A 25,994-nucleotide genomic window follows, 5' to 3' on the forward strand; every position below is an offset into this window, starting at 1 on the left:
GTCGCTCGGCGAGCGGGCGGCGCGCATGTGCTTCGAGCCGGACGTGCTCGAGCGCGACGACATGCACGTCACGTTCGCCTCGAAGCTCGTCCTGCGCGACTCGGTCGGCCCGGTGCCTGCGGTCGCGGCCTGACGTCCGGAATCACCGACCGATTTCCGGCGGAACGGGTCACACCATAAGCCAGCGGGTCAAACCATAAGTCAGAGATGGCATGGGTTTATGGTTTATCCCGTTTCGGAGTGGGTAAACGGGTCAAACCATAAACCTCCATCGTCGCCGACTTATGGTTTGACCCGTTTCACTTGCGTTTCGACTCCCGCTTACGTCTCGCCCCACCGGAAGAACGACGATGGCCCGTCGGACGCGTTGCAACACGTCCGGCGGGCCATGCGCCGTGATGCGAAGGAAAAGGTCACGCCGCACGGGGGTCGGTCCGTATGGGGCCGGCCCATAGGAGGACCGACCGCACGGATCGGACGCACGGCATGGGGAACAAGAAAACAGACGAGATCGGCGTTCGGGTGTCCGTCCCGCCGGTCCGCGGCACGCTGTCGACGCCTGCGGAACGACGGGACGGACGCGCACGTCACGCGATCACAGCTGGGATTCGGCCGGCAAGGCCTCGATGGCCTTGCCGGCGGCCTTGAGGGCCTCCTCGAGCGGCTCGACCTGCGGGTACCAGCGGCGCTCCCACTCGAGGGAGAGCGGGCCGGTGTAGCCGCCGTCCTTGAGGAGCTTGCAGCATTCGGCCAGCGGGACGCGGCCGGTGCCCTGCAGCACCGGGGTCTGGTCGCCGGGGAACGCGCAGTCCTTGATCTGCACGACGCCGCGACCGCCCACGAGGTAGGGCTTCAAATACTCGAAGGTCGTGGCCGGGGCCTCGCCGACGCGCCACGGGTGGGCGAGATCCCAGATGGAGCCGACCCGGTTGCCGGGCGCGATCTTATCGAGGTAGTAGTGGATGATTGCGTTGCGCTCGCCGTTGGTGTGGCTGTCGTGCGTCTCGATGAGCGGCTGGACGCCGAGCTTGTCGGCGGTCGGCAGGGCGCGGGCGATGATCTCGGCGCCGCGCTTGGAGACACCGGCGAGGTTCATGCCCTTGGGCAGGACCATGCCCGGCAGGCGGTCCGGATCCCAGCTGGGCTCGAGCGGGGCGGTCGGGAAGACGCGCACGTACCTGGCGCCGAGCACGTCGGCCATGTGCAGGCAGTGCTCGAGGCTCTCGACCAGCTCGTCCTCCTCGCGGTCGGTGTTGCACACCTGCACGCGCGAGTCGACGGCGAAGATCGAGACGCCGGCCTTCTCCGCGAGCTCGTCGCGCATCGCCTTGAGCTCGTCGTCGGTGGAGGCCATCGTGAACTTCATCTCGTCGCCGACGGCGACCTCGATCTTCGTCACGCCGGTGGCGGTGAAGGTCTTGGCGAGCTCGTCCATCGAATCGTACGGTGCGCCGAGGGTCGACGCGGCCAGTTCCCATGTCATGGTTGATGTTCCTTTCGTTGTTGTTTGCTAAGTGCTCAGTGCCGTTCGCGGTAGTCGAAGTACTGGAAGTCGGCGTGCGAGCGGTGCGCGTCCATGTCCTGCGAGCAGATGCCCACCATGCCGCCGGTGAACGCGCAGCCCTTGATCGTGCGCTCGACGTAGTCGTCGCTGATGTGGTCGGCCGGCTGGGCGCCGCCGATCGCCTTCCACAGGACGTTGTCGGCGTGCATGTCCGGGCCCTGCGCGAAGTGGAAGTGCGCCTTGTCGTGGCGGACCTCCACACGGATGCGCACCGGGCCGTCCTCGAGCGCGATCGCCTCGGAGCCGTATTCGAGGTTCTCGTGGTCGCAGCGCAGCACCTGGATGATGCGCCTGTCGGTGCCCTCGGTGTCGAAGGAGACGTACGCGTAGATCCAGTTCTGCGTGTCGTAGTAGAGGATCAGGCCGGCCATCTGCTGGTAGTTGGTCGGGTCGAAATCGAGCACGGTCTCCGCGTCGAAGTCGTACGCCTCCCAACGGCGGGCGAACAGCGTCTGGTGGTGCTGCGAGCGCAGCGACTGGGCGCCATAGATGCGCAACCAGCCCGGGCGGGCGGTGAGCGAGTAGTCCTTCTCGGCCGTCAGCGCCCCGCGCAGGGTCTTGAGGCTCGGCGGGATGGCCGGATCGGTCACGGAAGTAAGAGGCGCGTCGGCCTGCGCGGCGCGGTCCACCTCGAACTCGACGCGTTCGGAGTGTTCGGTCCTCTGCACGACGCCCTGCGCGATCTTCGGCGCCGGGACCTTCAGGTCCGGGCTGATCGTGTTGTTGACGAGGCGCGGCCAGCCGTCCTCGGTCCAGTGGATCTTCTGGATGCCGGTCTCGCGGCCGAGCGTGCAGTTGCCGCGTTCGGTCAACGGGCGGCCGCAGATCTGCGTGATGTACCATTCGTCGCCGATCTCAAGGAAGCAGCAGTGGCCGGACCTCTGCAGCGGGTTGCCCGGCTCGTCGCGGGTCGTCAGCAGCGGCGTGTACGGCGAATCCTCGAACGGCCCCTCGAGCGAGCGGGCGCGGGCCACGGTGGCGGCGTGCATGTAGCCGGTGCCGCCGGCCGCGCACAGGAGGTAGTACCAGCCGTCCTTCTTGAGGATCTGCGGGCCCTCGCACACGCCGAGCTTGGTGCCCTTGTAGAAGTGCTTGCGCTCGCCGATCAGCTGCATGGTCTTCGGGTCGAACTCCTGGATGACGGTGCCGGCGAACAGCTCGTGGCCCGGACGGTAGTCGTAGAGCATGTTGAGGAACCACTTGCGGCCGTCGTCGTCGTGGAAGATGGCCGGGTCGAAGCCGGAGGCGGTCAGGAAGTGCGGTTCGCTCCACGGGCCGGTGATGTCCGGCGCGGTGATGACGTAGTTGAGGGTGTCCTTGAACGGCGCGTAGGTCTTGACGTCCGTGTAGACGAGCCAGAACTTCCCGTCGGCGTAGCTCAGGTGCGGCGCCCACAGGGATCCGGAGTCGTAGTTGCCGTGGAGGTCGACCTGCGATTCGCGGTTGACGGGGGCGGCGACCCACTCCCAGTTGACGAGGTCCTTGGAGTGGTAGATGTCGATGCCCGGCCACCATTCGAAGGTGGAGACGGCGATGTAGTAGTCGTCGCCGACGCGCAGGGCGCTCGAATCCGGGTGGAAGCCCGGCAGGATCGGGTTGGTGATCATCGTGGTCATTGGTGTGTGGCTCCTTGTATGTAGGTATCCCGTCGTTGCGTATCGCGTCATTCGCCGAGGATGACGGCGACGCCGTCGAAGTCCGTCAGGCCGTCGATCCTGAGCGTGCCGTCGGCGTAGGAGAGCTCGAGTCCGGGGCGGTGGAACGCGGCGGCGATCGGCGCATCCTTCGCGAAGCCCTCGACCGGAATCTCGACGTGCTCGGGCGCGTCGTGGAACGTGTGCAGCACGACGAGCGCGCGTCCGTCGGCGCCCTCCGCGCCGCGCGAGCCGTCGCGCACGATGGCCTGCCAGCCGCGCGGGTGGGCGTAGCTGGCGACGTGCGGGCCGGCCCAGTGGCTCTCGCCGCGGTCGATGATCGGCGCGGCCTTGCGGTAGAACGCGACGCCCTCGGTGATGATCTCCTCCTTGCGCCCGGCGAACGCGGTCGCGTCGCCGCTGAAGCAGAGGCGCCCCAGCAGACCGGAGCAGATCTGGTAGTAGAGCTTGTCGGCCGGGGCCTCCTGGCGCACCACGGCCCAGATCTGGGACTGGCGCGGCAGGATCATGCGGTGCATGTTGCCGGCGACGATCGGGATGTAGTCGCATTCGTGGCAGTCGGAGAAGCTGGCCATCGCGCCGATGGTCATGAAGCTCTGCACGAGGCGGTGGCCGCCGGACGCGCAGATTTCGATCATGAGGTCGGGCAGCTCCTCGCGGATGCGGCGGAAGAACGCCTGCGACGCCCGGATCTGGTCGTACAGCCCCTCCCCCAGCGAGGCGTCCGGGTTCCCCGGGGTCTCGCAGCCGATGCCGATGGTGTCGTTGTAGTCGACCTTCATGTAGTCAAAGCCGTTGTCCTTGAGGAAGTCGATGACCTTGCGGGCGAGGTATTCGCGCACCTCGGGGTTCCTCATGTCCCACCAGCGGCGGTTGCCGGAGGTGATCGGCACGCCGTCGCGCTTCAACAGCCATTCGGCCTTGTCGAAGCAGTCGGGCTCCTCGCGGCCGGCGATCTCGAACTCGAACCAGATCCCGGCCTTGAGGCCCGCCTCGTGGATTTTGTCGACGACCGGCCTCATGCCGTTCGGGAACGCCTTCCCGCTGACCTCCCACTTGCCGAAGCGGCTGGCGGCCTCGAACGCCTGGTCGTCGAACCAGCCGGCGTCGATGACGAAGTATTCGACGCCGAGCTTCCTGACGACGTCGAGCTGCTTCAGGACGCTCGCTTCGGTGGGCTGGCCCCACGTCGAGCAGAACTCGTTGAAGATGATCGGCAGGTGGCCCTCGCTCTCCGGGACCTTGAGGTCCTTCCTCACGTTGCCGGCGAGCGCCTGCGCGGCCTCGTCGACGCCGCCGTCGACGACGGTGACGACCGCGTACGGCGCGTCGAAGCGTTCGCCGGGGGCGAGCATCTTCGTCCACTGGCCGAATTCGCGGTCGGCGATGCCGCCGGAGAGTGACAGGCCGTCGTCGCGGCGGTACGCCTCGATCTGCCAGCTGGAGGCGTGGGTGGTGGCCGCGGCCCAGGTGACGCCGGCGCGCGTGTCGGTGAGCCCGACGAACGGCACCCATTCGCGCACCGGGAAGCTGCCGATCGAGCCGAAGCGCACGGAGTTGGCGGAGAACCTCTGCCAGCTGGGTTCGAGCTCGAGGTCCTCGACGGGCTGCGAGAGGAGGCGGCCCTCGGCGCTCCACGTGCTGCGCATGCGGTGCAGGACGAGGTTCTCCGGGTCGAGGCCCTGTTCGAACGGCGAGAGCGAGCCGAGCGTGAAGCTGGAGAGCATCTCGAGGGTGACCGGCTTGTCGGAGTCGTTGACGACGGACGTGCGGACCTCGGCGGCGCGGCTCTTCGGGGTGAGGGAGAGCGTGTGATCGTAGTGGAGGCCGCGGTCGTCGTTCACGCGCGTGGTCACGGTGATGTCGCCGGTGCGGTCGGCCTTGATGACCGGGTCCTCGTAGGTCATGTGGTCGGTGACGGTCTTGGCGTTCCTCATGGTGCGGCCCTGGCTGAAGCCGAACGGGTAGTCGTCGCCGACGATCTTGGCCTGGACGAGCGGTTCGGCGGCGCAGTCGTCGCGCGTGAGTTCCCCCGCGTGGTCGGTGGGCGTCAGGACCAGTTCGACGACGCCGGTCTCGTCGTCCCTGCGGTAGACGGCGGTGAGGTTCGCGACGGTCACGGTGCGCAGTGTGGTTCGCATGATGCGGTTGTTCCTTCCTTGGTCCTCAGTGCATCGTCGCGCCGAGCGCCAGCGTGCGCGCGACCTGTTCGGCGGTGAACGCGACGTTGTCGGCGGCGTGCTTCAGGAGGTCGTCGAGCGTGGCGGCGCCGGGGGCGATGCCGAAGACCGCGTCGATGCCGACGGCGTGCAGTTCGCCGATGCCTCTGCCGATGTGTCCGGCGATGGCGATGACGGGCTTGCCGTGCCTCTTGGCGGTCCTGGCCACGCCGGCCGGGGTCTTGCCGAACTTGGTCTGGAAGTCGATGGAGCCCTCGCCGGTGAGCACGACGTCGGCCCACCGGGCGGCCTCGTCGAGGCCGGACTGCTCGATGACGAGGTCGATGCCGGGCATGAAGCGCGCGTGCAGGAACGAGAGCATCGCGGCGCCGATGCCGCCGGCGGCGCCCGCGCCGGGGCGGTCGGCGATGCGCACGTCGAGCTGGCGTTCGACGACGATGGCGAAGCGGGTGAGCGCCTTGTCGAGCAAGGCGACGTCGTCGGGCGAGGCGCCCTTCTGCGGGCCGAACACGGCGCTGGCGCCGTTCGGACCGGTCAGCGGGTTGGTCACGTCGCAGGCGGCGACGATCTCGACGTCCTTGAGGCGTGCGTCGAGACCGGTCAGATCGATGTGGTCGATTCCGGCGAGGACCGCGCCGCCGGGGGCGAGCTCCCGGCCGTAGCCGTCGAGCAGCTTCGCCCCCAACGCCTGGAGGATGCCTGCGCCGGCGTCGTTGGTGGCGGAGCCGCCGAGCCCGACGAGGATGCGCTTGGCGCCCGCGTCGAGGGCGGCGCGGATGAGTTCGCCGGTGCCGTACGAGGAAGCGACGAGCGGGTCGCGCTCTTCCGGCTTCAGCAGTGCGAGACCGCTCGCCTCGGCCGTTTCGACCACGGCGGTCGAGCCGTCGCCGAGCAGCCCGAAGGTGGCCCTGACCGGGCGTCCGAGCGGGTCGTGGGCGTCGATGGTGTGCATGGTGCCGCCGGTCGCGTCGACGAGCGCGCGGGTGGTGCCCTCGCCGCCGTCGGCCATCGGCAGGCATCGGACCTCGGCCTCGGGGTCCGCGTTCTTGATCCCCCGGGCCATCGCCTGCGCCGCCTCCATGGCGGTCAGGCTCTCCTTGAACGAGTCGGGGGCGCATAGGTATCGCGTCATGCATCCCAGCATACCCCGCGACACGCCGGAACGGAAAACGCTTACCGTATTTTCTTGAGAAACACCCTTCCGGATTTCGAGCAATTCGTTCCGTTTTCGCGCGTCGTTGCTCGCATTCGGCGATAAGCCGGTCTATTATTGCGGTAAACGGTTAAGAGCGTTTTCCATATCGCGCGTCCACACATCGCGGGCCGCGCGTCCATGGAGGACGGCGGGGAGCGCTCACGGAACAACAGAATCGGACCGGCAGGGAATCATGGCAGTTCAGAACGACAAGGACAAGGCGCAGTCGCCCGCGACGCTGATGGACGTCGCCCGCGAGGCCAACGTCTCCATCGCCACCGCATCCCGCGTGCTCAACGGCAGCACGCGCAAGGTGCGCAACCAATCGTACGTGAAGGTGATGGAGGCCGCCACCAAGCTCAACTACCGGCCCAACGCCTACGCGCAGGCCGTCGCCAAGGGCACGGCGCCGAACATCGTCCTGCTCGTCTCTGACATCTCCGACCCGTACTTCGCGGCCGTCTCGCAGGGCGTGGTCAAGGCCGCGGCCGAACGCGGCATCTCCGTGACCATCGGCGTGGCCGCCACCCCGCACGAGGAGCTCGAGGCCGTGCGCAAGGCCACCGCCACCCGCCCGCGCGGCATCATCATCTCGGAGAGCGAATACGTCAACGCGCCCGAACGCGACGACCTGACGAACGAGCTTCGGCAGTACGAGTCGACCGGCGGACGCGCGGTGTTCATCCTCAACCGCAACCTGCCGTTCCCGGCCGTGGACGTGGCCAATGACGTCGGCGCCCGCGCCGTCGCCAAGCTCATCGTCGACTCGGGCTACTCGCGGCCCGTGATCCTCAGGGGCGACGAGACGCACCGCTCGTCGCACGAGCGTCTGACGGCCGTGCGCGAGGTGTTCGCCGACGCCGGCATCGAGATCGACCCGCGCGCCGTCGCCAACGGCAAGTTCAGCCGCACCGAGGGCTACGCGGCCATCATGCAGATGGCGCGCTCGGGGCTGCTCAAGCCCGGCGACGAGGCGCTGTACGACGGGCGAGGCATCGACTCGGTCGTCGCCCTGAACGACGTCATGGCGATCGGCGCGATGACGGCTCTGCGCGCCAACGGCATCGAGCCGGGCGAGGACGTGGGCGTCACCGGATTCGGCGACATCCCCTACTCGGCGGACGTGTACCCGCCGCTGACGACCGTCCATCTGCCGCTCGACCAGATGGGGCAGGCCGCGGTCGACGCCATCCTCGCCAAGCGCGACGAGGCGGCGGACGGCGGGTCCGCCAACCGCCTGATCTACGTGCAGAGCGCGCCCGACGTGGTCCTGCGCGGCTCCCTGCCGCGGCGGTAGGGGCGACTCACCTATCCCGGAAGTAGGCGAATAGTCGGCTCTCCCGCACCGTCAGCACGACGATCGCGGTGCCGAGCAGCACGCCGCAGCATCCGGCCAATGGGATGCGCGTCAGGGTCGCGAACATCATCATCCCGTCCGACGCCCCCGCTCCGTCAACCGCATAGGCGAGGACCGGAGCGGTCACCGTGCATCCGGCCGCAAGGGCGATTCCCGATTCAATCAGACACTGCGCGAGCAGACCGGTCTTCGGGTATCCCGCGTGCAGGGCGCTGGCGAGCTCCAGCCGCCGCGCATACGTGAGCGCCCATCCCGACAGCACGCCGAGCGCGAGCATGGCCGCCGGCGCCCATGATGTAAGCCGCGCATGATAGCCGGCCGCATCGGGAGGCGTGCTTCCCAGCGTGGTGTTGAGCTGCCGCACCTGCGGCCGGTCGTCGTCCGACGACGCCGCACTCCGAACGGTCAGGTAGAGCAGCGATTCGATGTCGTCCGGGACGGGCCACGCGCGCACGAGACATGTATCGAACGCGCTGTCCGAGGAGACCTCGCTCAGAACCGCGTATTCGAAGTCGTTCTGTCTGCCGTCATCCGGATAGGCGTAGATGCCGGCGATGCGCACCGTTCCGCCGTTCGCCAGTCGCTGCATGCTGCCGGCCTCGGTGCCGAGCGCATCGGCGGCCTCGCGCGACAGGATAACGCTGCCGTTCGCCGCGTCGTCCTGTCGCGCCGTCGCCCCGGTCATGCCCAACGCCTGCGCCGCATGTGGGGTCGTCTCATATTCGGGGATGCCTGATGACGGCAGCGTGGCGAACGTCAGCTTCCGGCCCAGCAGTCGCACGGCCCCGGCGGCACGCACGCCGCTCACCTGTCCGAGACGCTCGCACGCCTGTCCGTCGATTCCGCCCGGTGCGGAGATCAGGTACGTGGACGCGCCGGAGGAGACCCACCGATCGGCTTGCGCAATCGATGCGTCGATCTGGGTGTAGTCGGCGAGCGCACAGCCTCCGGCGCACAGCGCGAAGGCCAGCGCGCAGCAGCAGATGCGGCTGGTGCCGCTGATCACGTTGCGCCACGCCTCGCGCAGGATGGCGTCGAATCGCATCGGCGATGTCATTGGTAGTCCTTCAGGTCGATGACGTCGGTCGCGGCGTCGCGCGTCCGTTCGTCGTGTGTGGCGACGACCACGATCACGCCGGCCGACGACAGCGCGCCCAGATGACGGTTGACGGTCCGGGCCATATGCATATCGAGCTGCGCAGTGGGCTCGTCGACCAGCAGCAGGCCGGCGTGCGTGGCGATGCCGCGGGCGAGCATCAGACGCTCGGCCTCGCCGCCGGACAGGTCGCGGAACGGTCGGTCGCCCTGCTGTTCGAGGCCGAATCTCGCCAGCAGCTCGTCGGCGCGCCGGTCGGCCTCGTTTGGGGCGAGCCCCTGCGCGAGAAGCGGCAGCGCAACATGGTCGCGCGCGGTCCGCCTCGCCACGCCCTGCGGATTCTGAAACACCCATGTGACCTTGTCGATGTCGGTCCGTTCGACGCTGCCTTCGGCGGGCGCGCACCATCCGGCCATGATGGACAGCAGCGTGCTCTTGCCCGAACCGGACGGACCGACCAGGGCGTACACGTGTCCCGGCAGCAACGTCATGGTCATGCCACGGAACAGGTCGTGCGGGCCGTGGAATCCGTGGCCGACGTCACGCAGGACGACGCGCGGTTCACGGGGGTCCCGCATGTCGTCGGCGTCGGCCATGACGGCCGTGTCTGCGATGTCGCGCGTCAGCATGTCCGGCTCCCCGCCGGTTCGGCGAGCACCCGGCCGAGCCGGCCATTTCCGGCCACGGTCACCTTGGTTTTGCCGAGTTCGGAGGCGACGATCGTGACATGTCGGTTCTTCCCGTCGGAGACCACGCAGCCGCCCGTACCGTTGAGTCCGTAGATCGAGGACGGCGGGACGTCCCATACGGTGACGGGGTGTTGCAGTCGGCTTGTGAGCGTCACGGTGACGGTAGCGGAAGGCGCCGTTGCCGTGGTCTGCGAGTCGGAGGAACCGCCGTCCACGGTAGCCCCGCCGGAATCGGCGCCGGATTCGCCGGATGACGATGCCGAGGAGTCGGACGAGCCGGAGCCCGACGTCGCGGAGGACGCCGCCGACCGGTATGCGTCGCTGCCGACGATGGCCGCGATGACGGACGGGTCGCGAAGTGCGATCGCCCCCGCCCCGTCCGCGGCGGGCAGATCGTATGGCTGATCGTCGACGACCAGCACACGCTTGCCGGTCACGGTCTCATCGGACGGCGCCGCGACCGTGGCCCGCGCGGGTTGAGTGCGTACCGTCATCATGGCGCCGCCGGCCGCGATCGTGGATCCCTTGGCCGTCTGGCAGGAAACGAGCGTCGCGGACGGAGCATCGAGCCAGACGAACGATTCCGGGGTGATGGTCCAGCCGTCGGCCGCGTCGACCTGCGCGGCGCCGACCTTGCCGGCGGCACGATTGAACGCCGTGATCGTGTTCCACGTCACCATGTTGCCGTTCGGGGCCGCGTATCCCAACGTGCGCAGGGCATCGTTGAGCGATCGTGCGTCGTCGCCCTTCACACCGGACGTCAGATCGCGGTACGGCGGGGTGTCCGTGGCCAGCGCCAGCAGCGGTACGCCGTCGACGGACACGAAGCTCGTGCCCGAGGCGATGGTCGCTCCGGCGGTGCAGTCGATCGACGTGACCACTCCGGATGTCGGGAACGTCACGTTCTGGCCGGAGCCGGGGGTGACGGTCACCTTGACATCGCGCGAGTCGTCGTACGATTCGCTGGACGCGCGGACCGCGACGGCGTGCACGGACGTGCTGTCCAGTTCCCCGGGCGTGGGCTCGGGTGAGATCAGGAACGCCGCGCACGCGCCCGACGCGATCAGGACCACGGCGAGCAGCGCCCTCACCGACCAGACGACGCCGTTGCCGTTCGCGCGGATGCGGAAGCGGCGCGACGGCCACGAATGATTGACGCTCATTGCAGATCCATCGGATTGACTTCGCACTCATGGAATTGCTGCTGCTTATCCGGCATCTTCTCCATGAGCTTCGCGTATTCCTCGTCGTCGTTCATCAGTTGCTTATAGTCCTTGACGGTCATGGACTTGTCGACGAGGTTGTGCTTCTTCAGGCAATCCACGATCTTTCCGTCGAACGCATCGGCGCTGATGTTGTTGGGGTTCGTGCTGATTTGCTGGTACAAGGGCATGAGATTGTCGTATCCCGTCGTCGTATCACAGTATTCCCTTGCGTTGTTCGCCTCATCGGCGGACATGTTGTTATCGATCATGGAGGTATGGACTTCAGATGAGGCGTCCAGATGGTTAGTGAGCTTCAGCCCCTTGCTTGCGAGGCACTGCGCATACGTCGTCTCGAATTCGGAGATCTCGGCCTTGGTGATCCCGCCGTCCTTGAGGATCTTCTTCACCAAATCGCTCTTGGTGCCGTCATACGCTTTGCGAAATTGCGATGCGTAAATACCTCTGAAAGAAGTTCCATCAGAAGTGGAAATTTCGTTAGATGAATTGCCAGCATTTTTTTGCTCAGATGAAACAGTGTAGCCGCAACCAGAAACGGAAAAAAATGAAAAACAAAGAATCAAGGCCGCTATGACAAATCGACGAGACATGGTCTTATCCTCTAATATGTTGTGGCTGTTGTCTATATCGATTGATATAGACAACAGCTACTCGTTAATTATTTTTACCCCAGAAGGCATCGCAAGTACTGAAAATAGGTCCCGTCTCCGAGATATACGCCCATTGTCCGGCCGGTGCAGTACCGGTTGCCGATTTGCCACCAATGGAGACGGAGGCCCAATGATAAACCTTATTATTCTTGTAGTGTGAATAGCATACTTTCTCTCCACGCGTGATGTAACTACCATAAACCCATGTACCACCGCCTACTATTCTAGTGGTTCGGAGAATCGGATTGGTGTCGTCAACAGTAAATTTTCCTTCTGGAACATTTGCTACCATGCCAGAATCTACATCGTCACCATAGTCCTCTGCTTGCGCGGTGACCGCCCCGACAGATGAGGTAATGGCCAGCAGTGCTGCCAACATAAAGGAAACTGTTTTCTTGCTCATTAGATATTCTCCTTGATCGCTACGCTCGCGATCTGATGATTATTGTGCTAGCCAAAGAGGCACGGACGCCAGCTTGTGCCGGACGCTGACCGGCATGAGATTCGAAGCGGTGAATAATGGGGGTTATGACTATGAACGATACGCCGCGGATCCGCATGGCGGTGCTGGACAACGATCTGTTGTCGCTGAAGATGTTCCGGATGCTGCTACAGCGGCACGGGGCGTTCGACTTCCTGTGGGACACCCGGTTCCCGGCGGTCGCCGTCCAGTCCTGCATCGACCGGGTCAGCAGACCGGACGTACTACTCGTCGACATGGCGTTGGACGGCACCACCGGCATCGATGTCTGCCATCGCATCCGACAGGCTGTTCCCGACGTACGATTCGTCGGCGTCACCGCATACGACCCGGCCCCGTACGACGATCGGGAGCATCGCGACGACCTGTACGCCATCGTCAGAAAGGACGACTTCACCGGCCTTCCGCGGACGATCGTCGACGCGTACCGAGCCGGATCGCTCGCGTCGCCGGACGACGACGCATCCGACGACGCGACGCGCCATGAGCTGTCCCCGCGCGAGCTGGAGGTTCTGGGGCATTACGCGGACGGGCGCACGACGAGGGAGATCATGGATCTCATGGGATTGTCCAAAAGCACCCTCTGGTCGTACGAATCCCGGGCACTGAGCAAACTGGGCGCCCGCAACCGCATTGAGGCCGTGGCCAAGTGCGTCCGCCTGCATCTGCTGCCATGACGGCCGGGAGCCGAACGTGAACGCCATCCGTCCTCATCTTCCGTTCTTCGGAAGGACCATATCCATATCCCCGTGGATGCCTCGCGCAATAGCGATGCTGCTGTCGGCTGCGCCCTCGCTGTACGCCGCGATCTCGCAAATCGCGCGCACCGGTTCTTTTCTCGCCCTGAGCTCCGTCACGCCGCTGCTGATCGGCGCGGCGGTCACGGTGTGGCGAGTGCGTGCGGGCGCGTTGCTGCTTACGGCGCTCTGGGTCACGATCAAGGCGCTCCCATACTATTCGAACGCTGTGATGCTGTTCGTCTATGCGCATTGGAGCGCCGTCCCGTCGGGCGCCGTGGCAATTATGCTGGCCGCTTCGGCCCTGCTCGCCAATGCCGATTGGGTCCTGGGGTTAGTCGCCGCCGCCGTCTGCGCGCTCGCCATGCTCCCGGCGGCCTATCATTCGGCGGTCATGGTCGACTATGAGTTCGCGCTCGCGGCGCAGTCGGGTTTCACATTCGTCCTGTTCCTGTTCTTCGCGCTCGCCGGCGTCACATGGCGCTTGCGCAACGAACATCGGCTGCGCAAGCGGGAACAGGACCTGCTGTCGAGGCAACGGGAGCGCATCGCGACCGCGAACCATCTGCACAACGCCATCTGCAACGACCTGACGTACCTGTTGTTCATCACGGAACAGCAGAACCGGGACGATCCCGATATCGTCGAGATGAAGTCGACCATCCGGCGCACCCTCGCCGACGTGCGTGCCATGATCGCCTCCCTGGAGAGCGACGCACAGGAGATCGGGGAGAGCCTGCCGTCCGCGGGAGCCGAGGAGAGATCCGGCGACGAGGGATCCTGGAACGACCTGCAGGACGCGATATCCGGACATGACGGGCGGCTGGCTTCCCTGGGATTCGCCGGCGGCTCCCTGCCATCGATCCCACGCGAGGTATGGGAGGGGATTCCGGCGCCGATCCGCCGATTCACCATCTCCGCCTTGGATGAGCTGTACGGCAACATCGCCAAATACGCCAACAAGGACAGGGGCTGGTGCGTATCGCTTTGCGTCGTCGACGGCATGCTGCACATGAAGTCGTCCAATGTCATACGCGGTGATGCGGGCGCGGCCGAACCGCTGCTGAGCGGGCGCAGCGGGCTGAAGCGTCTGCGAAAGCTGGCGGCGCCTCTCGGCGGGCATGTGCAGGTCTCATCGGAGGACGGACGCTGGCTGTGCGCCGTTGACGTGCCCCTTAACGCGCACTGAGAACGATTCACAAGCCACAATGAGCGCACGGGAGGCAGCACCCTCTCCTCCCCGTGCGCAGAGAACGGTTCTCAATAGGAAACGTGTGCGCCGAACGCACATGACCGCACAAACGAACAACGCGGGAATACCTGGAATTCCAACGTTCCGGACATCCCCGCGTTCGTTTTCGGCCCGATGCGGGTCGCACGTTTGCTATTGAGAACCGTTCTCTGCGCACGGGAGAAGCGATCACTCCTCGCCGAAGTCGAGCGACTCGCCCTTGATCATGTGGGTGAGCTCGCTGACGACGTTCTCGCCCATGCCCTGCAGTTCGGTGCCCTCGGAGCCGGCGATATGCGGCGTGAGGACCACGTTCGGCATGTCCCACAGCGGGGAGTCGGCCGACAGCGGCTCGTCCGGGTCGGTGACGTCGAGGATCGCGTTGATGCGGCCGGTCTTGAGCTCGGCGATCATCGCGTCGGCGTCGACCACGGCGCCGCGGGCGGAGTTGATGAACCAGGCGCCGTCCTTCATCATCTTAAAGTACTTGGCGCCGATCACGCCCTTGGTGGCGGGCAGGCTCGGGGTGTGCAGCGAGACGATGTCGGACTCGCGGAACACGGTCTCGAGGTCGGCCTTCCTGGCGCCGAGGGCGGCGGTCTCCTCCTCGCTCATCGAGCGGGACTCGGCCAGGACGTTCAGGCGGTAGCCCTTGAGCAGGCCGAGCAGGTGGCGGGCGATGCGCGAGCCGGCGGTCACGAGGCCGACAGTCTTCTCGTAGTTGCCGGCGGTCGGGAACTCGACCTCGCGGTTGATGTACTCGCGGCGCTCGCGGTAGATGCGCTCGGCGCGGAAGAAGTCCTTGTTGGCCATGAGGATCATCGCCATGCAGTACTCGGCGACCGGGATGCCGTTGACGTAGCCCGAGTTGGACATGAGGATGCCTCGCTTGCGGACCTCCTCGAGCGCCTCCGGGGTGAGCAGGCGCCACGCGTTGCCGGCGGCGGCCGCGATGCCCTTGAGGTTCGGCATCTTGGCGAGGGTGTCGGCGTCGATGCGGGCGTCCGGGCCCCAGCCGGAGAAGATGTAGTCGGCGTCCTTGATCTGCTCGTCGACGCCGTCGGCGTGGAAGTCGGTGATGACCTTGCGGTCGACGTTCGCCACGGCGTTCAGGCGCGCCCACTGGGTGTCGTTCATGAGCTTGTTGACGAGCTCCGGCGGCTGCATGGTCAGGACGACGTTCGGCTTGGATTCGGTCATGGTTGCGTGTGCTTCTTTCTGATGTTTCGTTGCTCTTGATACTTGATTATGGACGGGGATCGGCCGATTCGCTCAGATGGCCTTGCCGGCCTTGCGGGCCTCGCCGAGGGCGGGCACGACGGACAGGGCCGGGTCGAGGCGCGGGATCAGCGTGGACTGCGTGGCGTGGTACAGGTCGGACTTGCCCGGCCAGACGGTGTCGAGCACGTGGTTGTTGTGGTCGAGCTGGTGGAACCAGGAGCCCTTGACGTGGTCGATCACGCAGTCGTCGCAGTACTTGCAGAACTCGGCGTAGCGCTCGTCGTAGTACTTGTCGCCGGTGACCTTGGCGAGGGTGGCGGAGGTGTTGATGGCCTCGGCCAGGGTCCAGTGCATGCGGTCGTGGACGACCGGCTTGCCCTCCCAGTCGGTGGTGTAGACGATGCCGGGCTGGCCGTCGGCGTTCCAGCCGTCGGTCACGGCGCGGCGGAACAGGTGCTCGGCGGCGTCGACGTACGGCTTGCGGGCGGCCTCGTCGTCCGGGTAGGTGGACAGCGCCCACTGGGTGATCAGGCGCGCCCATTCGATGCCGTGGCCCGGGGTGGCGCCGTACGGCTTGAACTGGTCGGCCTTCTTGTCGGCGTTGAACTCGAGCTGCGGCTCCCAGTCGGAGTTGAAGTGCTCCGGGATGCGCCAGTCGTTGTCCTTGGCCCAGCCGAGCACGTGGTCGATGATGCGGCCGGCGCGCACGCGGTAGGACTCGTCGCCGGTCACGTCGGCGACGGCGAGGAAGGCCTCGGTGGTGTGCATGTTGGCGTTGAGGCCGCGGTACGGGTCGAGCTCGGTGAACTCGGTGTTCCACGTGTCGACGGCGAGGCCGAGCTTGTCGTCCCAGAAGTGCTCGTCGTAGGTCTTCAGGGCCTCGTCGAGCAGCTCCTTGGCGCCCGGGCGGCCGATGTAGACCGCGGAGGTGGCGGCGAGGATCACGAAGGCGTGCGCGTAGCAGACCTTGCCCGGGGCGTGGGTGCCGTCGGTGAAGACCTGCGGGTACCAGCCGCCGTTCTTGTCGTCGTGCAGGATCCCCGTCAGGCCCTTGAGGGCGGCGTCGACGAGCTCCTCGGAGCCGGGGTGGCCGCCGTAGAGGGTGCCCAGCGCGTAGACGTGGGCCATGCGGGAGGTGATCCAGGTCTCCACGCCGTGGGAGAGATCGGGGTTGCCGTCGCTGTCCAGCCAGGTGGAGCCGCCGTCCTTGTATGGGAAACGCTTTCCAAAGTTCAGGAGATCGTTGGTCTCCTCATCGAGAAACGCTGTGTTCTCAGCGGTTCCACGCTGATACTTCTTGTCTTCGACGTTCGTCATCGCTGTGTCCTTTCGCCACTTTGCGGTAAGCCCTTACCGTGATTAAGTGTACAGCGTTCCGGGGCATCTGTCGAACGATTTCGGAAAAAATCTGTAAAGGCTTACCAAAACAAGGAAAACACCGCGACACGCCCGCGCGGGAGCGAACCCATCGTCAATGGCGCCGTAACCACGACATGCACGGAGGCAGGTAACGCCGTGAAGAGCATTCGCAACAAGAGTCGCCGTGAACCACGACGCGCACGAGGGCGGGTCGTCGCGTGATTACTCATGCCGCTGAGTGGTGCGTGAACCACGACGCGCACGGGGCGGGATTATCAAAAACGTCCTGTGGAAACCTCTCGCTCCGCGACCATGACGTGCACAGGGGCAGGTGAGAAATGTGACATGAATACATTTGATTTGGTCTGCGACCGCGACGCGCATGGAGACGGGCGCTCCGCCACGTTCTCCGCGATCCAGGCGTCGCCGCGACCGCGACGCGCACGGGGGCGTGGCTTCGATCCGGTTAGTCCGCTGGACGACACACCCGTATGAGGAATGGGGTTTCTATCCCGTGCGGCCATAGTGTTTCCCATGCTCGGACACCCCGCACGGGGCATGGGAGGCCTCGATCCCGTCATTCCTGCGGTACTCAGCGGGGATTCGGGGCGTTTCGACGCTGAGTCCCGCCGAATAGCGGTACTCAGTGGCCATATGGCCGATTCCGACGCTGAGTACCGGCGTCATGCCGAAGCGACACCCTTCCACAATATTGACGCATTGTCAAAATGCTGATTTTTCAAGGTTTTGACAGCATGTCAACGCCATGCGGCTGGCGATTCCCATAATGGCCGTGGTACTCAGCAGCCATACGACCGATTCCGACACTGAGTACCACGGAATCGCGGCACAAAGCACCGAAGTGCCCCGAATCCTCACTGAGTACCACAACATGCCCGATGGATATCCCGGGATAACCTGGGACACCAGCGATGCCGCGTTGAAGCAGCCCCGCATGCAAAAGGGACGCATCGCCACGAGCAAGGTCAGGCCGGCTGGACCGCAAGCAGCCCCGCATGCAAAGGGGACGCATCCCTCTCCCGGGCGCAGGATCGATGATCCGGCGCCGAACGCCAAATTCGGGGTTACGGATGCCCGCCTCACTCCTCGTCGATCCGGTCGACGAGGTAGATGCGGGCGGCGAAATCGGGGCCGATGTTGGTGTCGTCGATGCCGATGCGCATGAGTTCGCCGCCGGAACGGACCACGGAGACGCCGTCTGGGATGGGTCCGCGGACCACGCCGGCGCCATCGGTCGCCGCCCCGGCGATGCCGTCGGCCGCATCGCCGTCCGGAATCTCCAGCCGCGACAGCGACGTGACGCGGTAGAGCGCGTCCTCGTCGAGCCCGCGCAGCCGCACGCGCGACTTGGGCCGGTTCGGCACGCCGAGGATCACGTAGTCGCCGACGATCGCGTGGCGCCGGTCCGACGAAACCGTCATCCACGCGGCCCGGCGATGGTCGTACGGCGCGCGCAGACGGTACAGGTCGCCGTCGTGCAGCAGCGGCGCGTACTTGCGGAAGAACGCGACCTGCCGCGCGATCTCGTCGAGCTCGCCCTCCCCCAGTCGGGTCAGGTCCATCTCGTAGCCGAACGTGCCGAACATCGCGACGGCACCGCGCATGGCAAGCGACTCGGACCGTCCGGTCTGGTGGTTCGGCGTGATCGACACGTGCGCGCCCATCGCCGAGACCGGGAAGAAGGCGCTGGTGCCGTACTGGATGGACAGGCGTTCGACCGCGTCGGTGTCGTCGCTGGTCCAGATCTGCGGCGAGTACGCGAGGATACCCATGTCGAATCGGGAGCCGCCGGACGCGCACCCCTCGATGAGCAGGTCGGGGAACGCCGCGAGCAGACGGCGGTAGAGCGCGTACACGCCGAGTATGTAGCGGTGGAACAGCTCTCCCTGGCGCTCGGCGCCGCGCGTGACGTCGTAGACCTCGGTGATGAACCGGTTCATGTCCCATTTGACGTACGCGACGTTCGCGGTCGAGAGGATCGCGTGCATCTTCTCGTAGATGTGGTCGACGACGTCGGGGTTCGCGAAGTTCAGCACGTACTGCTGGCGGTAGACGGCGCTCGCGCGGCCGGGCGTCGCGATCACCCAGTCGGGGTGCGCCTCGTAGAGGTCGGAGGCGCGGTTGACCATCTCCGGCTCGAACCACAGGCCGAACTGCAGGCCGATCGCGTTGATCTTCTCCGCGATGCCGGCGACGCCCCCGGGCAGGCGCTCGGGGTTGGCGACCCAGTCGCCGAGTCCCGCGCGGTCGTCGACGCGCGCGTGCCCGCCGCGGCCGAACCAGCCGTCGTCGAGGACGAACAGCTCGACGCCGGCCCTCTTGGCGAGCCGGGCGAGTTCGAGCAGCTTGTCTGAAGTGAAGTCGAAGTACGTGGCCTCCCAGTTGTTGATGAGGATCGGCCGTTCGCGGCGGGCCCAGCGCGGGTTCTCGAGGTGGTCGAGCACGATGCGGTGGAACGTGCGGCTCAGCGCGCCCAGACCGTGCGCGCTGTAGCCGAGCAGCGCCTCGGGGCTCTGGAACGACTCCCCCGGTTGGAGCCGCCACGCGAATCCCGACGGGTTGATGCCGAGCTGGAGGCGTGTGGCGTCGTATGCGTCGACCTCGGCGTGCAGGTCGAAGTTGCCGGAGTAGACGAACGCGAGGCCGAACGCCTCGCCCTGGTCCTCGTCGGCGCCGGGACGGGCGAGGATCGCGTTGGGGCTGAAGTAGGGGCCGCTCGCGCCCCACATCGAGGCGACCGACTGCACGCCGGGATGCAGCGGCTGGGTGTGCGGGGTGCGTTCGCGCGCCCATGCGCCGGTGAATTCGGTCATCGTGTAGTCGCTGTCCGGCAGGTCGAGGTTGAGGCTCGCGAGCCGTTCGACGGTGACCGGCTCGTCGCCGCCGTTCGTGAGCCGCACGCTGCGGGCGATGACCGGTTCGTCGCGGAAGATCGTGTAGTTCAGGGTGGCGGTCAGTCCCGTCAGGTCGTCCTTCAGGTCGATGGACAGGGTCGCGGCCGCGTCGTCGACGGTGGTTGCGGCGGCATCAGGCCCGTCGGGTCCGGACTCCCCCGCCGCCGGCCCCGCGTACGTCCCGGCGTACGTGGACGGCAGTCCCTCGAGCGCCGGTTTGCCGTTGACCGCCCGGTAGCCGACGTAGCGGAAGTCGGTGATGCGCGAGCCGTTGGACTGGAGGATGGTGACGGCGGACCCGCGGAAGTCGCCGCGGCCGTATTCGGGGAACTCCTGGCGCAGCTGCTCGATGCGGTGTTCGCCGTGCTCGTCGGCGGTGGTCGCCTGCACGCGGAACGAGTCGTCGACGAGGTACCCGAAGTCGTCGCGGTACGGCACCGCCGCGCCCGTGTACAGGTTGACGAGCTTGCCCTCGACGACGTCGAGGATCATGCTCACGCGCCGGTTGGTCAGATGGAATTGCGTCAGATCGTCGTTGACCGCGATCAGCTGCTGGTGTGCCCCCATGTTCATGTCCGCCATTATGTCCTTCCGATGCTTCGTGAAACCGCGTTTGCCGTTTGTTGCCATGCCGGCGGGGATGCGCCGACCCTGCTTCGACGCGCCGTAGACTCCCCTCGGACGGGGAACCTACGGCGCCATGGATCCGGACGTCGGGGACGTCAGAACGCGAGCGAGCGGATGTACGAGCCGACCTGCGGCCTGACCTGCTCGAGCGAGCCGTCGGGCAGGTGCGTCAGCGGCGCGAACACGACCTCGCGGTGGCATCCGTCGCCGCCGGCCCAACGTCCGGCCGGGTTGTAGGCAAAGCGGTGGTAGGCGATGATCCACTCGTCAGTGCCGGGGATGTTGACGATGTTGTGGTGGCCGGTGGCGTACAGCTTGTGCTCCGGATCCTGTTCGAGCAGCGTGCGCGGCTCGCTCCACGGTCCGTCGAGGGAGGTCGCGGTCGCGTACCTGACGCAGTACTCCGGGTCGCGCGCGTCGTTCTCCGACCAGCTCGCGTAGTAGAGCCCATCACGCTTGTGGATCCAGATGGCCTCGCGGAAGTCGCCCGGAATCCAGGAGACGGCGCGGGATTCGTCGAATGACAGGCAGTCGTCGGCGAGCGGCGCGATCCACGCACGGCCGTTGCCCCACAGGAAGTAGCGGGTGCCGTCGTCGTCGACGAAGACGCCGGGGTCGATGGTGTGGCAGTCGAACGTGCCGCGGCGCACGATCGGCTCCGGCTCGGGGACGAACGGGCCGTACGGGCTGTCGCCGACCGCGGCGCCGATCGCGGAGGCGGCGACGAAGTAGAACACGTACCTGCCGTCGGCGCGGCGCACGACGCTCGGCGCCCACGCGCCGTCCTCGCCGTTCCACCACGGTACGTCGCGCAGGTCGAGCGCCGGGTGGCGCTCCCACGTGTCGAGGTCGTCTGAGACGTACACGCTGAAGCAGGTGGTGCCCCAGTCGTCGACGCCGTCGTCGGTGCAGTACAGGAAGTACCGGCCGTCGAAGATCGCGAGGTTCGGGTCCGCGCAGTAGCGGTGGAGCGGATTGGTGGCAAGCGGCGTGTCGTTGACGCGGTGCGGAAGCGCCTCGCGCGACGGGTCGCGCGGCTTCGCGGACGGCGGAGAGACGGTCGGGGATTCGAGAATGGATGTCATGATGCTAACGGCTTTCTTTACGGGTGTCCCCGTGCGGGGCGGCGGGAAGGAGGATTTGCGCGCGCCCCGCACGGGGACGGGTCTCATGTCTGCGGAACCGGGGTCGGGGCGACCGGGACGGTCAGCCCTTGACGGATCCGGCGACGAGGCCGGAGACGATCCACTTCTGGCAGATGACGAAGAAGATCAGGACCGGCAGCAGGGCGAGCACGGTGATGGTCATGAAGCTCGGCCAATCGGTCGAGAACTGGCCCACCGCGTTGTACACCTGCAGGACGATCGTGCGCAGATCGGAGGAGGACAGGAACACGTTCGCGTTCATGAAGTCGTTCCACGTGCCCATGGTCTGGAACACGACCACGGTCGTCAGGATCGGGCGGATCAGCGGCATCACGATGTTCCAGAAGATGCGCAGGGGGCCGGCGCCGTCGATGCGGGCCGCCTCGATGAGCTCGAACGGCAGGCTCCTCATGTAGCCCACGGTCAGGAAGTAGCAGAACACCGCGCCGCCGAGGTAGATGATGATCAGGCCCGCGAACGTGTTGACCAGTCCGGCCTGCGCCTCCATGCGGTACAGCGGGATCAGGGTGGACTGGGCCGGCACGACGAACGCGACCATGAGGATCGCGCCGACGCCGGCGGTGAACACCGACTTCCTCAGGATCATGCCGTAGGCGGCCAGGGCGCCGACGATCACCTGGATGGCCACGCCGAAGAACGTGACGATGACGGTGTTGATCAGGGAGCGTACGATCGGGACGGTCTCGAACGCGTTGACGTAGTTCGCGAACGTCCACTGCTTCGGCAGGCCCAGGGGGTTGGCGGCCATGTCCGGGATGGTCTTGAACGTGTTGATGAAGATGTACCACAGCGGCACCGCGCACAGCAGCGCGATCACGATCATCACGACGCTGGTGACGGCCGAGCCGATGCGGCGGCGCGTGGTGAAGTTCATGCCGGAACCCTTGGAGCCCTTGGATTCCACGGTCTTGGTGTCATCGGTTGCGTTGCTCATCACTGGAACCTCCTCGAGATCAGGTTCGAAATGCCCATCTGCAGGAACACCACCACGCCGGTGGCGATGAAGAACAGCACGGCCAGGGCGGAGCCGATGCCGTACTGGGACTGGCCGATGCCCTGCTGGATGATGGACTGGGTCACGGTGTACGTCGAGTAGCCCGGACCGCCCTTGGTCATCGTGAACGGCAGGTCGTAGACCTTCAGGCCGCCGCTCATCAGCAGGAAGGTGGAGGTCACGATGCCGGGCATGAGCTGCGGAAGGGTGATGTGCACGAACTGCTGGAGCTTGTTGGCGCCGTCGACGGTGGCCTGCTCGTACAGGTCGGCCGGGATGGCCTGCAGGAACGCGAGGTAGAGGGTCGCGTGCCAGCCGATCTGGGCCCAGATGGCGATGAAGATCACGCAGAACTGGGCGAGCTTGGAGTTGCTCAGCCACGGGACCGGGCCGATGCCGAACACGGACAGCACGCTGTTGACCACGCCGGTCTGCATCGGGGAGAAGATGTACTTCCAGACCATGCCCATGATCGCCAGGGACGGAACCGAGAAGAAGAAGAACAGGGAACGCACGAAGTTGCGGCCCACGAACTTGCGGTTGAGCACCACGGCCAGCGGGATCGCGATCACGGTCACACCCACCATCACCACGATCGCATACAGGATCGTGAAGCCGAGGCCCTGCAGGGTGGACGAGTCGGAGAACACCTTCTTGTAGTTCTCCAGGCCGACCCAGTTCATGTTCATGCTGTAGCCGTTGAAGTCCGTGAAGGAGAACATCAGCGTCTGGACCAGCGGGACCAGGAACAGGACCACGAACACCGCCAGGATCGGCAGCAGGAACCAGAACGACGTCAGATCGTCGCGCAGGCCCTTCATCCTGCGACGCCTGCGGTATGCTTGCTCATTCAGCGGCGGGAGGTTCCTCGCCGCCGCGATCGATTCACTCATGAACATCCTCCTTGTTCATCGTGCCCGTTTCGGGGATTTGTCTATGTGTCTGTCTGTGTGTCCGGAATTCCGGGATCGCGCGGGGATTCCCGCGGGAAAAGGCATAAAAATTGGCGGGCGGCAGGAGAGCACCGCCCGCCAAGACTCAGGAGGTCCTTATTCGGGACTGGTTGTTGTTGTCGTCAGGGACGTCGCCCGCGTCACTGGGCGGCGGCCATCTTCTGGTCGACGTTCTTGGCCCACTGGTCGACCGTGATCTGGCCCTGGACCAGCTGCTGGGTCTCGGCCTGCAGCGCGGTGTTCAGCACGTCGGGGTTCTTGTAGAAGTTCGTGTTGAGGTAGTACTTGCCGGTCTGCACGTTCTTCGCGTAGACGTCCTTGAACTGGTCGATCACGGAGGAGTCGAAGCCCTCGACGGTGATGGCGTTGCCTTCCTTGGAGCTCATCTCGAGCGCCTTCTTGCTGGACATGAAGGTCAGGAACTTCTCGGCGGCCTTGAGCTTGTCACCGCTCAGCTTGGAGTAGATGGCGAGGCCCGGGGACGGGGAGCCCTGCGCGTAGTTCTCGTGGTCCTTGTCGAGGGCCGGCATCTGGGCGTAGCCCCAGTTGAGGCCGGACGCCTCCTGGAAGGTGCCGAAGTCCCACGGACCGGTGCAGATCATCGCGACCTGGCCGTTGACGAACTGGGTCTTCATGTCGTCGCCGCTGATGCCGACGGTGTCGCGGGTGACGAGGCCCTGCTCGTAGATCTCCATCCACGCCTTGACGGCCTCCTTCTCGTCGGCGCCCGGGGTCTGCTTGTCCTTGGTGGCGAGCTTGGTGACGTCGACGCCGTTCTTGGCGAAGATCGCGCCCTGGAACGCGTCCGGGATGCGACTCAGACCGTCGGCGACGGTCTCGAGGTACGGGGTGATGCCGGCGTTCTTGAGCTTCTTGCACAGGGCGAGGAACTCGTCCCAGGTGGCCGGGGGCTCACTGACGCCGACCTTCTTGAGCAGGTCCTTGTTGTAGACGATGCCGGAGGCCCAGGAGCTGGTGGACATGCCGTAGACCTTGCCGTCGCGGGAGACGAAGTCCTTGTTGGCCTGGGAGATGTTCTTCATGAACGGTTCGTCGGTCAGGTCCTTGACGTAGCCGTTGTCCATGAGGTCGGTCTTGTTCTCGGAGGTGATGACGAAGACGTCCGGGGCCTGGTTGCCGACCAGTCGGGTCTGCAGGGTCTGGATGTACTCCGGGGTCGGCGGCGAGTAGCTGAAGTCGATCTCGACGTCGGGGTTCTCCTTCTCGAACTCGTCGATGTAGGGCTTCGACATCTGCTCGTTGTTCCAGCTCAGGTAGCTGAGCTTGATCTTGCCGGAATCGGCGCTGGATCCACCGCCGCACGCGGCCAGCGGGAACAGCATCGCCCCCGCGGCGATCGCGGCGAGCGCCGTCTTGATCGTCTTGTTGAACTTCATGTCTCCTCCTTGCCCCGGGCGGCTGCGTCCGGAGTTCGTCGTTGGCTGCTTCACCACTACGCCCTCGTTGAATCGATTAATTTACTCGATTCAATTCGGATGGTTACCGTTATACACCCCTTTGTTGAATCGTGTCAAATTTGTGCGCTACACTGGGGTCGTCATCACGGGAGCCGCCGCGCGGAGACGGGCGGAAACGGCTCCACAAAGCCGAATCAGGGAGTTTGAGATCATGGCGACGATGAGCGATGTGGCCAAGGCCGCCGGCGTGTCGCGGGCGACCGCGTCCTACGCGTTGCGGGGCGATCCGCGCATCGCCCCAGAGACCGCCGAGCGGGTGCGGCGCGCGGCGTCGGATCTGCACTACACCACCAACCTGTCAGCGCGGTCCCTGCGTTCCGGGCGCTCCGGCGTCATCGGCGTGGCGATCTTCGAGCTCGACAAGCCCTACCCGTCCGAGATGAGCGCCGCGGTGTCGCGCGAGGCCGCCCGGCACGATCTCGAGACCATCGTGCAGCAGACCTCCAACTCGAAGGAGCGCGAGATCTCCATCCTGCGCAAGGTCACCAGCCAGCTGTGCGACGCCACGATCTTCAGCCCGGGCAACATCTCCCCCGAGGAGATCACCGCGCTCTACGGCGGCAAGCCGCTGATCCTGCTCGACGACATCTCCGACGAGCCGCTGTTCGACTGCGTGTTCACCCCGTGCGAGGACGGTGCCGCCGCGGCGATCCGCCATCTCATCGACATTGGCTGCGAACACATCGGCGTGCTCGGCGTCGACTACAACGCGCTGGTCGACGACCGGCAGTCGACGACCGTCTCGGGCCGGCGCCTCGCCGGGGCGCTCAGGGCGTTCGACGAGGCCGGCATCGACGTGGACGAGCGCAACTTCATCCCGGTCGATCACTGGGGCACCCCGGGGGCGCGGGAGGCAGCGCGCGAACTGGCCGACACCGCGGGCGGACTGCCGTTCGACGGCATGTTCTGCATGACCGACTCGTTGGCCCTCGGCGCCATCCGCGGCTTCGCCGACGCCGGCGTGCATGTGCCCGACGACGTCGCGATCGTCGGCTTCGACGGCATCAACGAGGGCGAGTATTCGGTGCCGTCGCTGACCACCGTCAGCACGGATCTGAACGACCTCGCGGCCAAGGCGGTCGGCCTGCTCCTCGACCGGCTCGACGAGGACGCGCGCAACCTGCCGCAGGAGGAGCGCGCCGGCGTCCGCCGCCTCACCGCCGACTACCGCCTCATCCAACGCGAGTCGACCCGGCGATAGCCTCCCGACCTCTCGGCCGACG

Annotated in this window: 20 protein-coding genes; 4 read left to right on the forward strand and 16 right to left on the reverse strand. The window is 65.9% G+C overall.

The annotated features are described in order from the left end of the window. Positions 1-595: 595 nt before the first annotated feature. From JS528_RS05140 to JS528_RS05155, 4 genes are read right to left on the reverse strand one after another with little or no spacing between them, the layout of a single operon-like run. Positions 596-1,483: a sugar phosphate isomerase/epimerase family protein gene (locus tag JS528_RS05140; protein ID WP_214358026.1), complete on the reverse strand. Its 888-nt coding sequence runs from the start codon at positions 1,481-1,483 to the stop codon at positions 596-598. Between the two features lie 35 nt (positions 1,484-1,518). Then, entirely contained in the window at positions 1,519-3,180 is a 1,662-nt protein-coding gene (locus JS528_RS05145; RefSeq protein WP_214358027.1) for a glycoside hydrolase family 43 protein, read from the reverse strand. 47 nt (positions 3,181-3,227) lie between these two features. Next, positions 3,228-5,360 (reverse strand): glycoside hydrolase family 36 protein, encoded by a 2,133-nt coding sequence (locus tag JS528_RS05150; RefSeq protein ID WP_214358120.1) that lies wholly within the window; start codon positions 5,358-5,360, stop codon positions 3,228-3,230. 25 nt (positions 5,361-5,385) lie between these two features. Then, a complete protein-coding gene (locus JS528_RS05155) occupies positions 5,386-6,531 on the reverse strand; it encodes a glycerate kinase family protein (protein ID WP_214358028.1) in 1,146 nt (381 codons plus the stop codon). A 256-nt stretch (positions 6,532-6,787) separates the two neighbouring features. On the opposite strand from JS528_RS05155, the gene JS528_RS05160 reads away from it, so the two are divergent. Beyond that, entirely contained in the window at positions 6,788-7,891 is a 1,104-nt protein-coding gene (locus JS528_RS05160) for a LacI family DNA-binding transcriptional regulator (protein WP_214358029.1), read from the forward strand. A gap of 7 nt (positions 7,892-7,898) precedes the next feature. On the opposite strand, the gene JS528_RS05165 is transcribed toward JS528_RS05160, so the two are convergent. The 5 genes from JS528_RS05165 to JS528_RS05185 all read right to left on the reverse strand — a co-directional run bounded on the left by JS528_RS05165 (position 7,899) and on the right by JS528_RS05185 (position 12,012). Further along, positions 7,899-9,008, reverse strand: coding sequence for a hypothetical protein (locus JS528_RS05165; protein WP_214358030.1), 1,110 nt, complete (start codon positions 9,006-9,008; stop codon positions 7,899-7,901). After that, positions 9,005-9,676, reverse strand: coding sequence for an ATP-binding cassette domain-containing protein (locus JS528_RS05170; RefSeq protein WP_240541342.1), 672 nt, complete (start codon positions 9,674-9,676; stop codon positions 9,005-9,007). The genes JS528_RS05165 and JS528_RS05170 overlap by 4 nt, the downstream gene beginning before the upstream one ends. Next, the gene (locus JS528_RS05175; protein WP_214358031.1) at positions 9,670-10,899 is read right to left on the reverse strand and encodes a hypothetical protein; all 1,230 of its coding nucleotides are present in this window, start codon (positions 10,897-10,899) and stop codon (positions 9,670-9,672) included. Before JS528_RS05175 ends, JS528_RS05170 begins: the two co-directional genes overlap by 7 nt. Then, positions 10,896-11,549 carry a hypothetical protein gene (locus JS528_RS05180; RefSeq protein ID WP_214358032.1) on the reverse strand — a complete coding sequence of 218 codons (654 nt, stop codon included), beginning with the start codon at positions 11,547-11,549 and terminating at the stop codon, positions 10,896-10,898. The genes JS528_RS05175 and JS528_RS05180 overlap by 4 nt, the downstream gene beginning before the upstream one ends. 64 nt (positions 11,550-11,613) lie before the next feature. Next, a complete protein-coding gene (locus tag JS528_RS05185; protein ID WP_214358033.1) occupies positions 11,614-12,012 on the reverse strand; it encodes a lactococcin 972 family bacteriocin in 399 nt (132 codons plus the stop codon). A 155-nt stretch (positions 12,013-12,167) separates the two neighbouring features. On the opposite strand from JS528_RS05185, the gene JS528_RS05190 reads away from it, so the two are divergent. Both JS528_RS05190 and JS528_RS05195 read left to right on the forward strand, forming a co-directional pair. After that, positions 12,168-12,767: a response regulator transcription factor gene (locus JS528_RS05190; RefSeq protein WP_214358034.1), complete on the forward strand. Its 600-nt coding sequence runs from the start codon at positions 12,168-12,170 to the stop codon at positions 12,765-12,767. A gap of 94 nt (positions 12,768-12,861) precedes the next feature. Continuing rightward, complete coding sequence (locus tag JS528_RS05195) at positions 12,862-14,016, forward strand: sensor histidine kinase (protein ID WP_214358035.1); 1,155 nt, start codon at positions 12,862-12,864, stop codon at positions 14,014-14,016. 231 nt (positions 14,017-14,247) lie between these two features. On the opposite strand, the gene JS528_RS05200 is transcribed toward JS528_RS05195, so the two are convergent. The 7 genes from JS528_RS05200 to JS528_RS05230 form a co-directional block, all read right to left on the reverse strand. Beyond that, positions 14,248-15,258, reverse strand: coding sequence for a hydroxyacid dehydrogenase (locus JS528_RS05200; protein WP_214358036.1), 1,011 nt, complete (start codon positions 15,256-15,258; stop codon positions 14,248-14,250). A 72-nt stretch (positions 15,259-15,330) separates the two neighbouring features. Then, positions 15,331-16,596 (reverse strand): AGE family epimerase/isomerase, encoded by a 1,266-nt coding sequence (locus tag JS528_RS05205; protein ID WP_214358037.1) that lies wholly within the window; start codon positions 16,594-16,596, stop codon positions 15,331-15,333. Between the two features lie 1,142 nt (positions 16,597-17,738). Then, entirely contained in the window at positions 17,739-20,126 is a 2,388-nt protein-coding gene (locus JS528_RS05210; protein WP_240541343.1) for an alpha-galactosidase, read from the reverse strand. A 149-nt stretch (positions 20,127-20,275) separates the two neighbouring features. Next, complete coding sequence (locus JS528_RS05215; RefSeq protein WP_214358038.1) at positions 20,276-21,265, reverse strand: family 43 glycosylhydrolase; 990 nt, start codon at positions 21,263-21,265, stop codon at positions 20,276-20,278. A gap of 121 nt (positions 21,266-21,386) precedes the next feature. Further along, complete coding sequence (locus tag JS528_RS05220; RefSeq protein WP_214358123.1) at positions 21,387-22,220, reverse strand: carbohydrate ABC transporter permease; 834 nt, start codon at positions 22,218-22,220, stop codon at positions 21,387-21,389. 59 nt (positions 22,221-22,279) lie between these two features. Next, positions 22,280-23,233, reverse strand: coding sequence for a carbohydrate ABC transporter permease (locus tag JS528_RS05225; RefSeq protein ID WP_214358039.1), 954 nt, complete (start codon positions 23,231-23,233; stop codon positions 22,280-22,282). A gap of 200 nt (positions 23,234-23,433) precedes the next feature. Further along, positions 23,434-24,690 (reverse strand): ABC transporter substrate-binding protein, encoded by a 1,257-nt coding sequence (locus JS528_RS05230; protein WP_214358040.1) that lies wholly within the window; start codon positions 24,688-24,690, stop codon positions 23,434-23,436. A 232-nt stretch (positions 24,691-24,922) separates the two neighbouring features. Here JS528_RS05230 and JS528_RS05235 point away from each other — a divergent pair, with 232 nt between their 5' ends. Beyond that, positions 24,923-25,972, forward strand: a complete 1,050-nt coding sequence (locus JS528_RS05235; protein ID WP_214358041.1) for a LacI family DNA-binding transcriptional regulator — start codon at positions 24,923-24,925, stop codon at positions 25,970-25,972. The last annotated feature ends 22 nt before the right edge of the window (positions 25,973-25,994 follow it).

It is taken from the genome of Bifidobacterium santillanense, from assembly GCF_018555385.1.
In the GTDB taxonomy this organism is placed as follows: domain Bacteria; phylum Actinomycetota; class Actinomycetes; order Actinomycetales; family Bifidobacteriaceae; genus Bifidobacterium; species Bifidobacterium santillanense.

Excerpts from the sequence above, each read along its gene's own strand:
- JS528_RS05140 (WP_214358026.1), bottom strand. The coding sequence starts at position 1,483 with ATGACATGGGAACTGGCCGCGTCGACCCTCGGCGCACCGTACGATTCG.
- JS528_RS05145 (WP_214358027.1), bottom strand. The coding sequence starts at position 3,180 with ATGACCACGATGATCACCAACCCGATCCTGCCGGGCTTCCACCCGGAT.
- JS528_RS05150 (WP_214358120.1), bottom strand. The coding sequence starts at position 5,360 with ATGCGAACCACACTGCGCACCGTGACCGTCGCGAACCTCACCGCCGTC.
- JS528_RS05155 (WP_214358028.1), bottom strand. The coding sequence starts at position 6,531 with ATGACGCGATACCTATGCGCCCCCGACTCGTTCAAGGAGAGCCTGACC.
- JS528_RS05160 (WP_214358029.1), top strand. The coding sequence starts at position 6,788 with ATGGCAGTTCAGAACGACAAGGACAAGGCGCAGTCGCCCGCGACGCTG.
- JS528_RS05165 (WP_214358030.1), bottom strand. The coding sequence starts at position 9,008 with ATGACATCGCCGATGCGATTCGACGCCATCCTGCGCGAGGCGTGGCGC.
- JS528_RS05170 (WP_240541342.1), bottom strand. The coding sequence starts at position 9,676 with ATGCTGACGCGCGACATCGCAGACACGGCCGTCATGGCCGACGCCGAC.
- JS528_RS05175 (WP_214358031.1), bottom strand. The coding sequence starts at position 10,899 with ATGAGCGTCAATCATTCGTGGCCGTCGCGCCGCTTCCGCATCCGCGCG.
- JS528_RS05180 (WP_214358032.1), bottom strand. The coding sequence starts at position 11,549 with ATGTCTCGTCGATTTGTCATAGCGGCCTTGATTCTTTGTTTTTCATTT.
- JS528_RS05185 (WP_214358033.1), bottom strand. The coding sequence starts at position 12,012 with ATGAGCAAGAAAACAGTTTCCTTTATGTTGGCAGCACTGCTGGCCATT.
- JS528_RS05190 (WP_214358034.1), top strand. The coding sequence starts at position 12,168 with ATGGCGGTGCTGGACAACGATCTGTTGTCGCTGAAGATGTTCCGGATG.
- JS528_RS05195 (WP_214358035.1), top strand. The coding sequence starts at position 12,862 with ATGCTGCTGTCGGCTGCGCCCTCGCTGTACGCCGCGATCTCGCAAATC.
- JS528_RS05200 (WP_214358036.1), bottom strand. The coding sequence starts at position 15,258 with ATGACCGAATCCAAGCCGAACGTCGTCCTGACCATGCAGCCGCCGGAG.
- JS528_RS05205 (WP_214358037.1), bottom strand. The coding sequence starts at position 16,596 with ATGACGAACGTCGAAGACAAGAAGTATCAGCGTGGAACCGCTGAGAAC.
- JS528_RS05210 (WP_240541343.1), bottom strand. The coding sequence starts at position 20,126 with ATGAACATGGGGGCACACCAGCAGCTGATCGCGGTCAACGACGATCTG.
- JS528_RS05215 (WP_214358038.1), bottom strand. The coding sequence starts at position 21,265 with ATGACATCCATTCTCGAATCCCCGACCGTCTCTCCGCCGTCCGCGAAG.
- JS528_RS05220 (WP_214358123.1), bottom strand. The coding sequence starts at position 22,220 with ATGAACTTCACCACGCGCCGCCGCATCGGCTCGGCCGTCACCAGCGTC.
- JS528_RS05225 (WP_214358039.1), bottom strand. The coding sequence starts at position 23,233 with ATGAGTGAATCGATCGCGGCGGCGAGGAACCTCCCGCCGCTGAATGAG.
- JS528_RS05230 (WP_214358040.1), bottom strand. The coding sequence starts at position 24,690 with ATGAAGTTCAACAAGACGATCAAGACGGCGCTCGCCGCGATCGCCGCG.
- JS528_RS05235 (WP_214358041.1), top strand. The coding sequence starts at position 24,923 with ATGGCGACGATGAGCGATGTGGCCAAGGCCGCCGGCGTGTCGCGGGCG.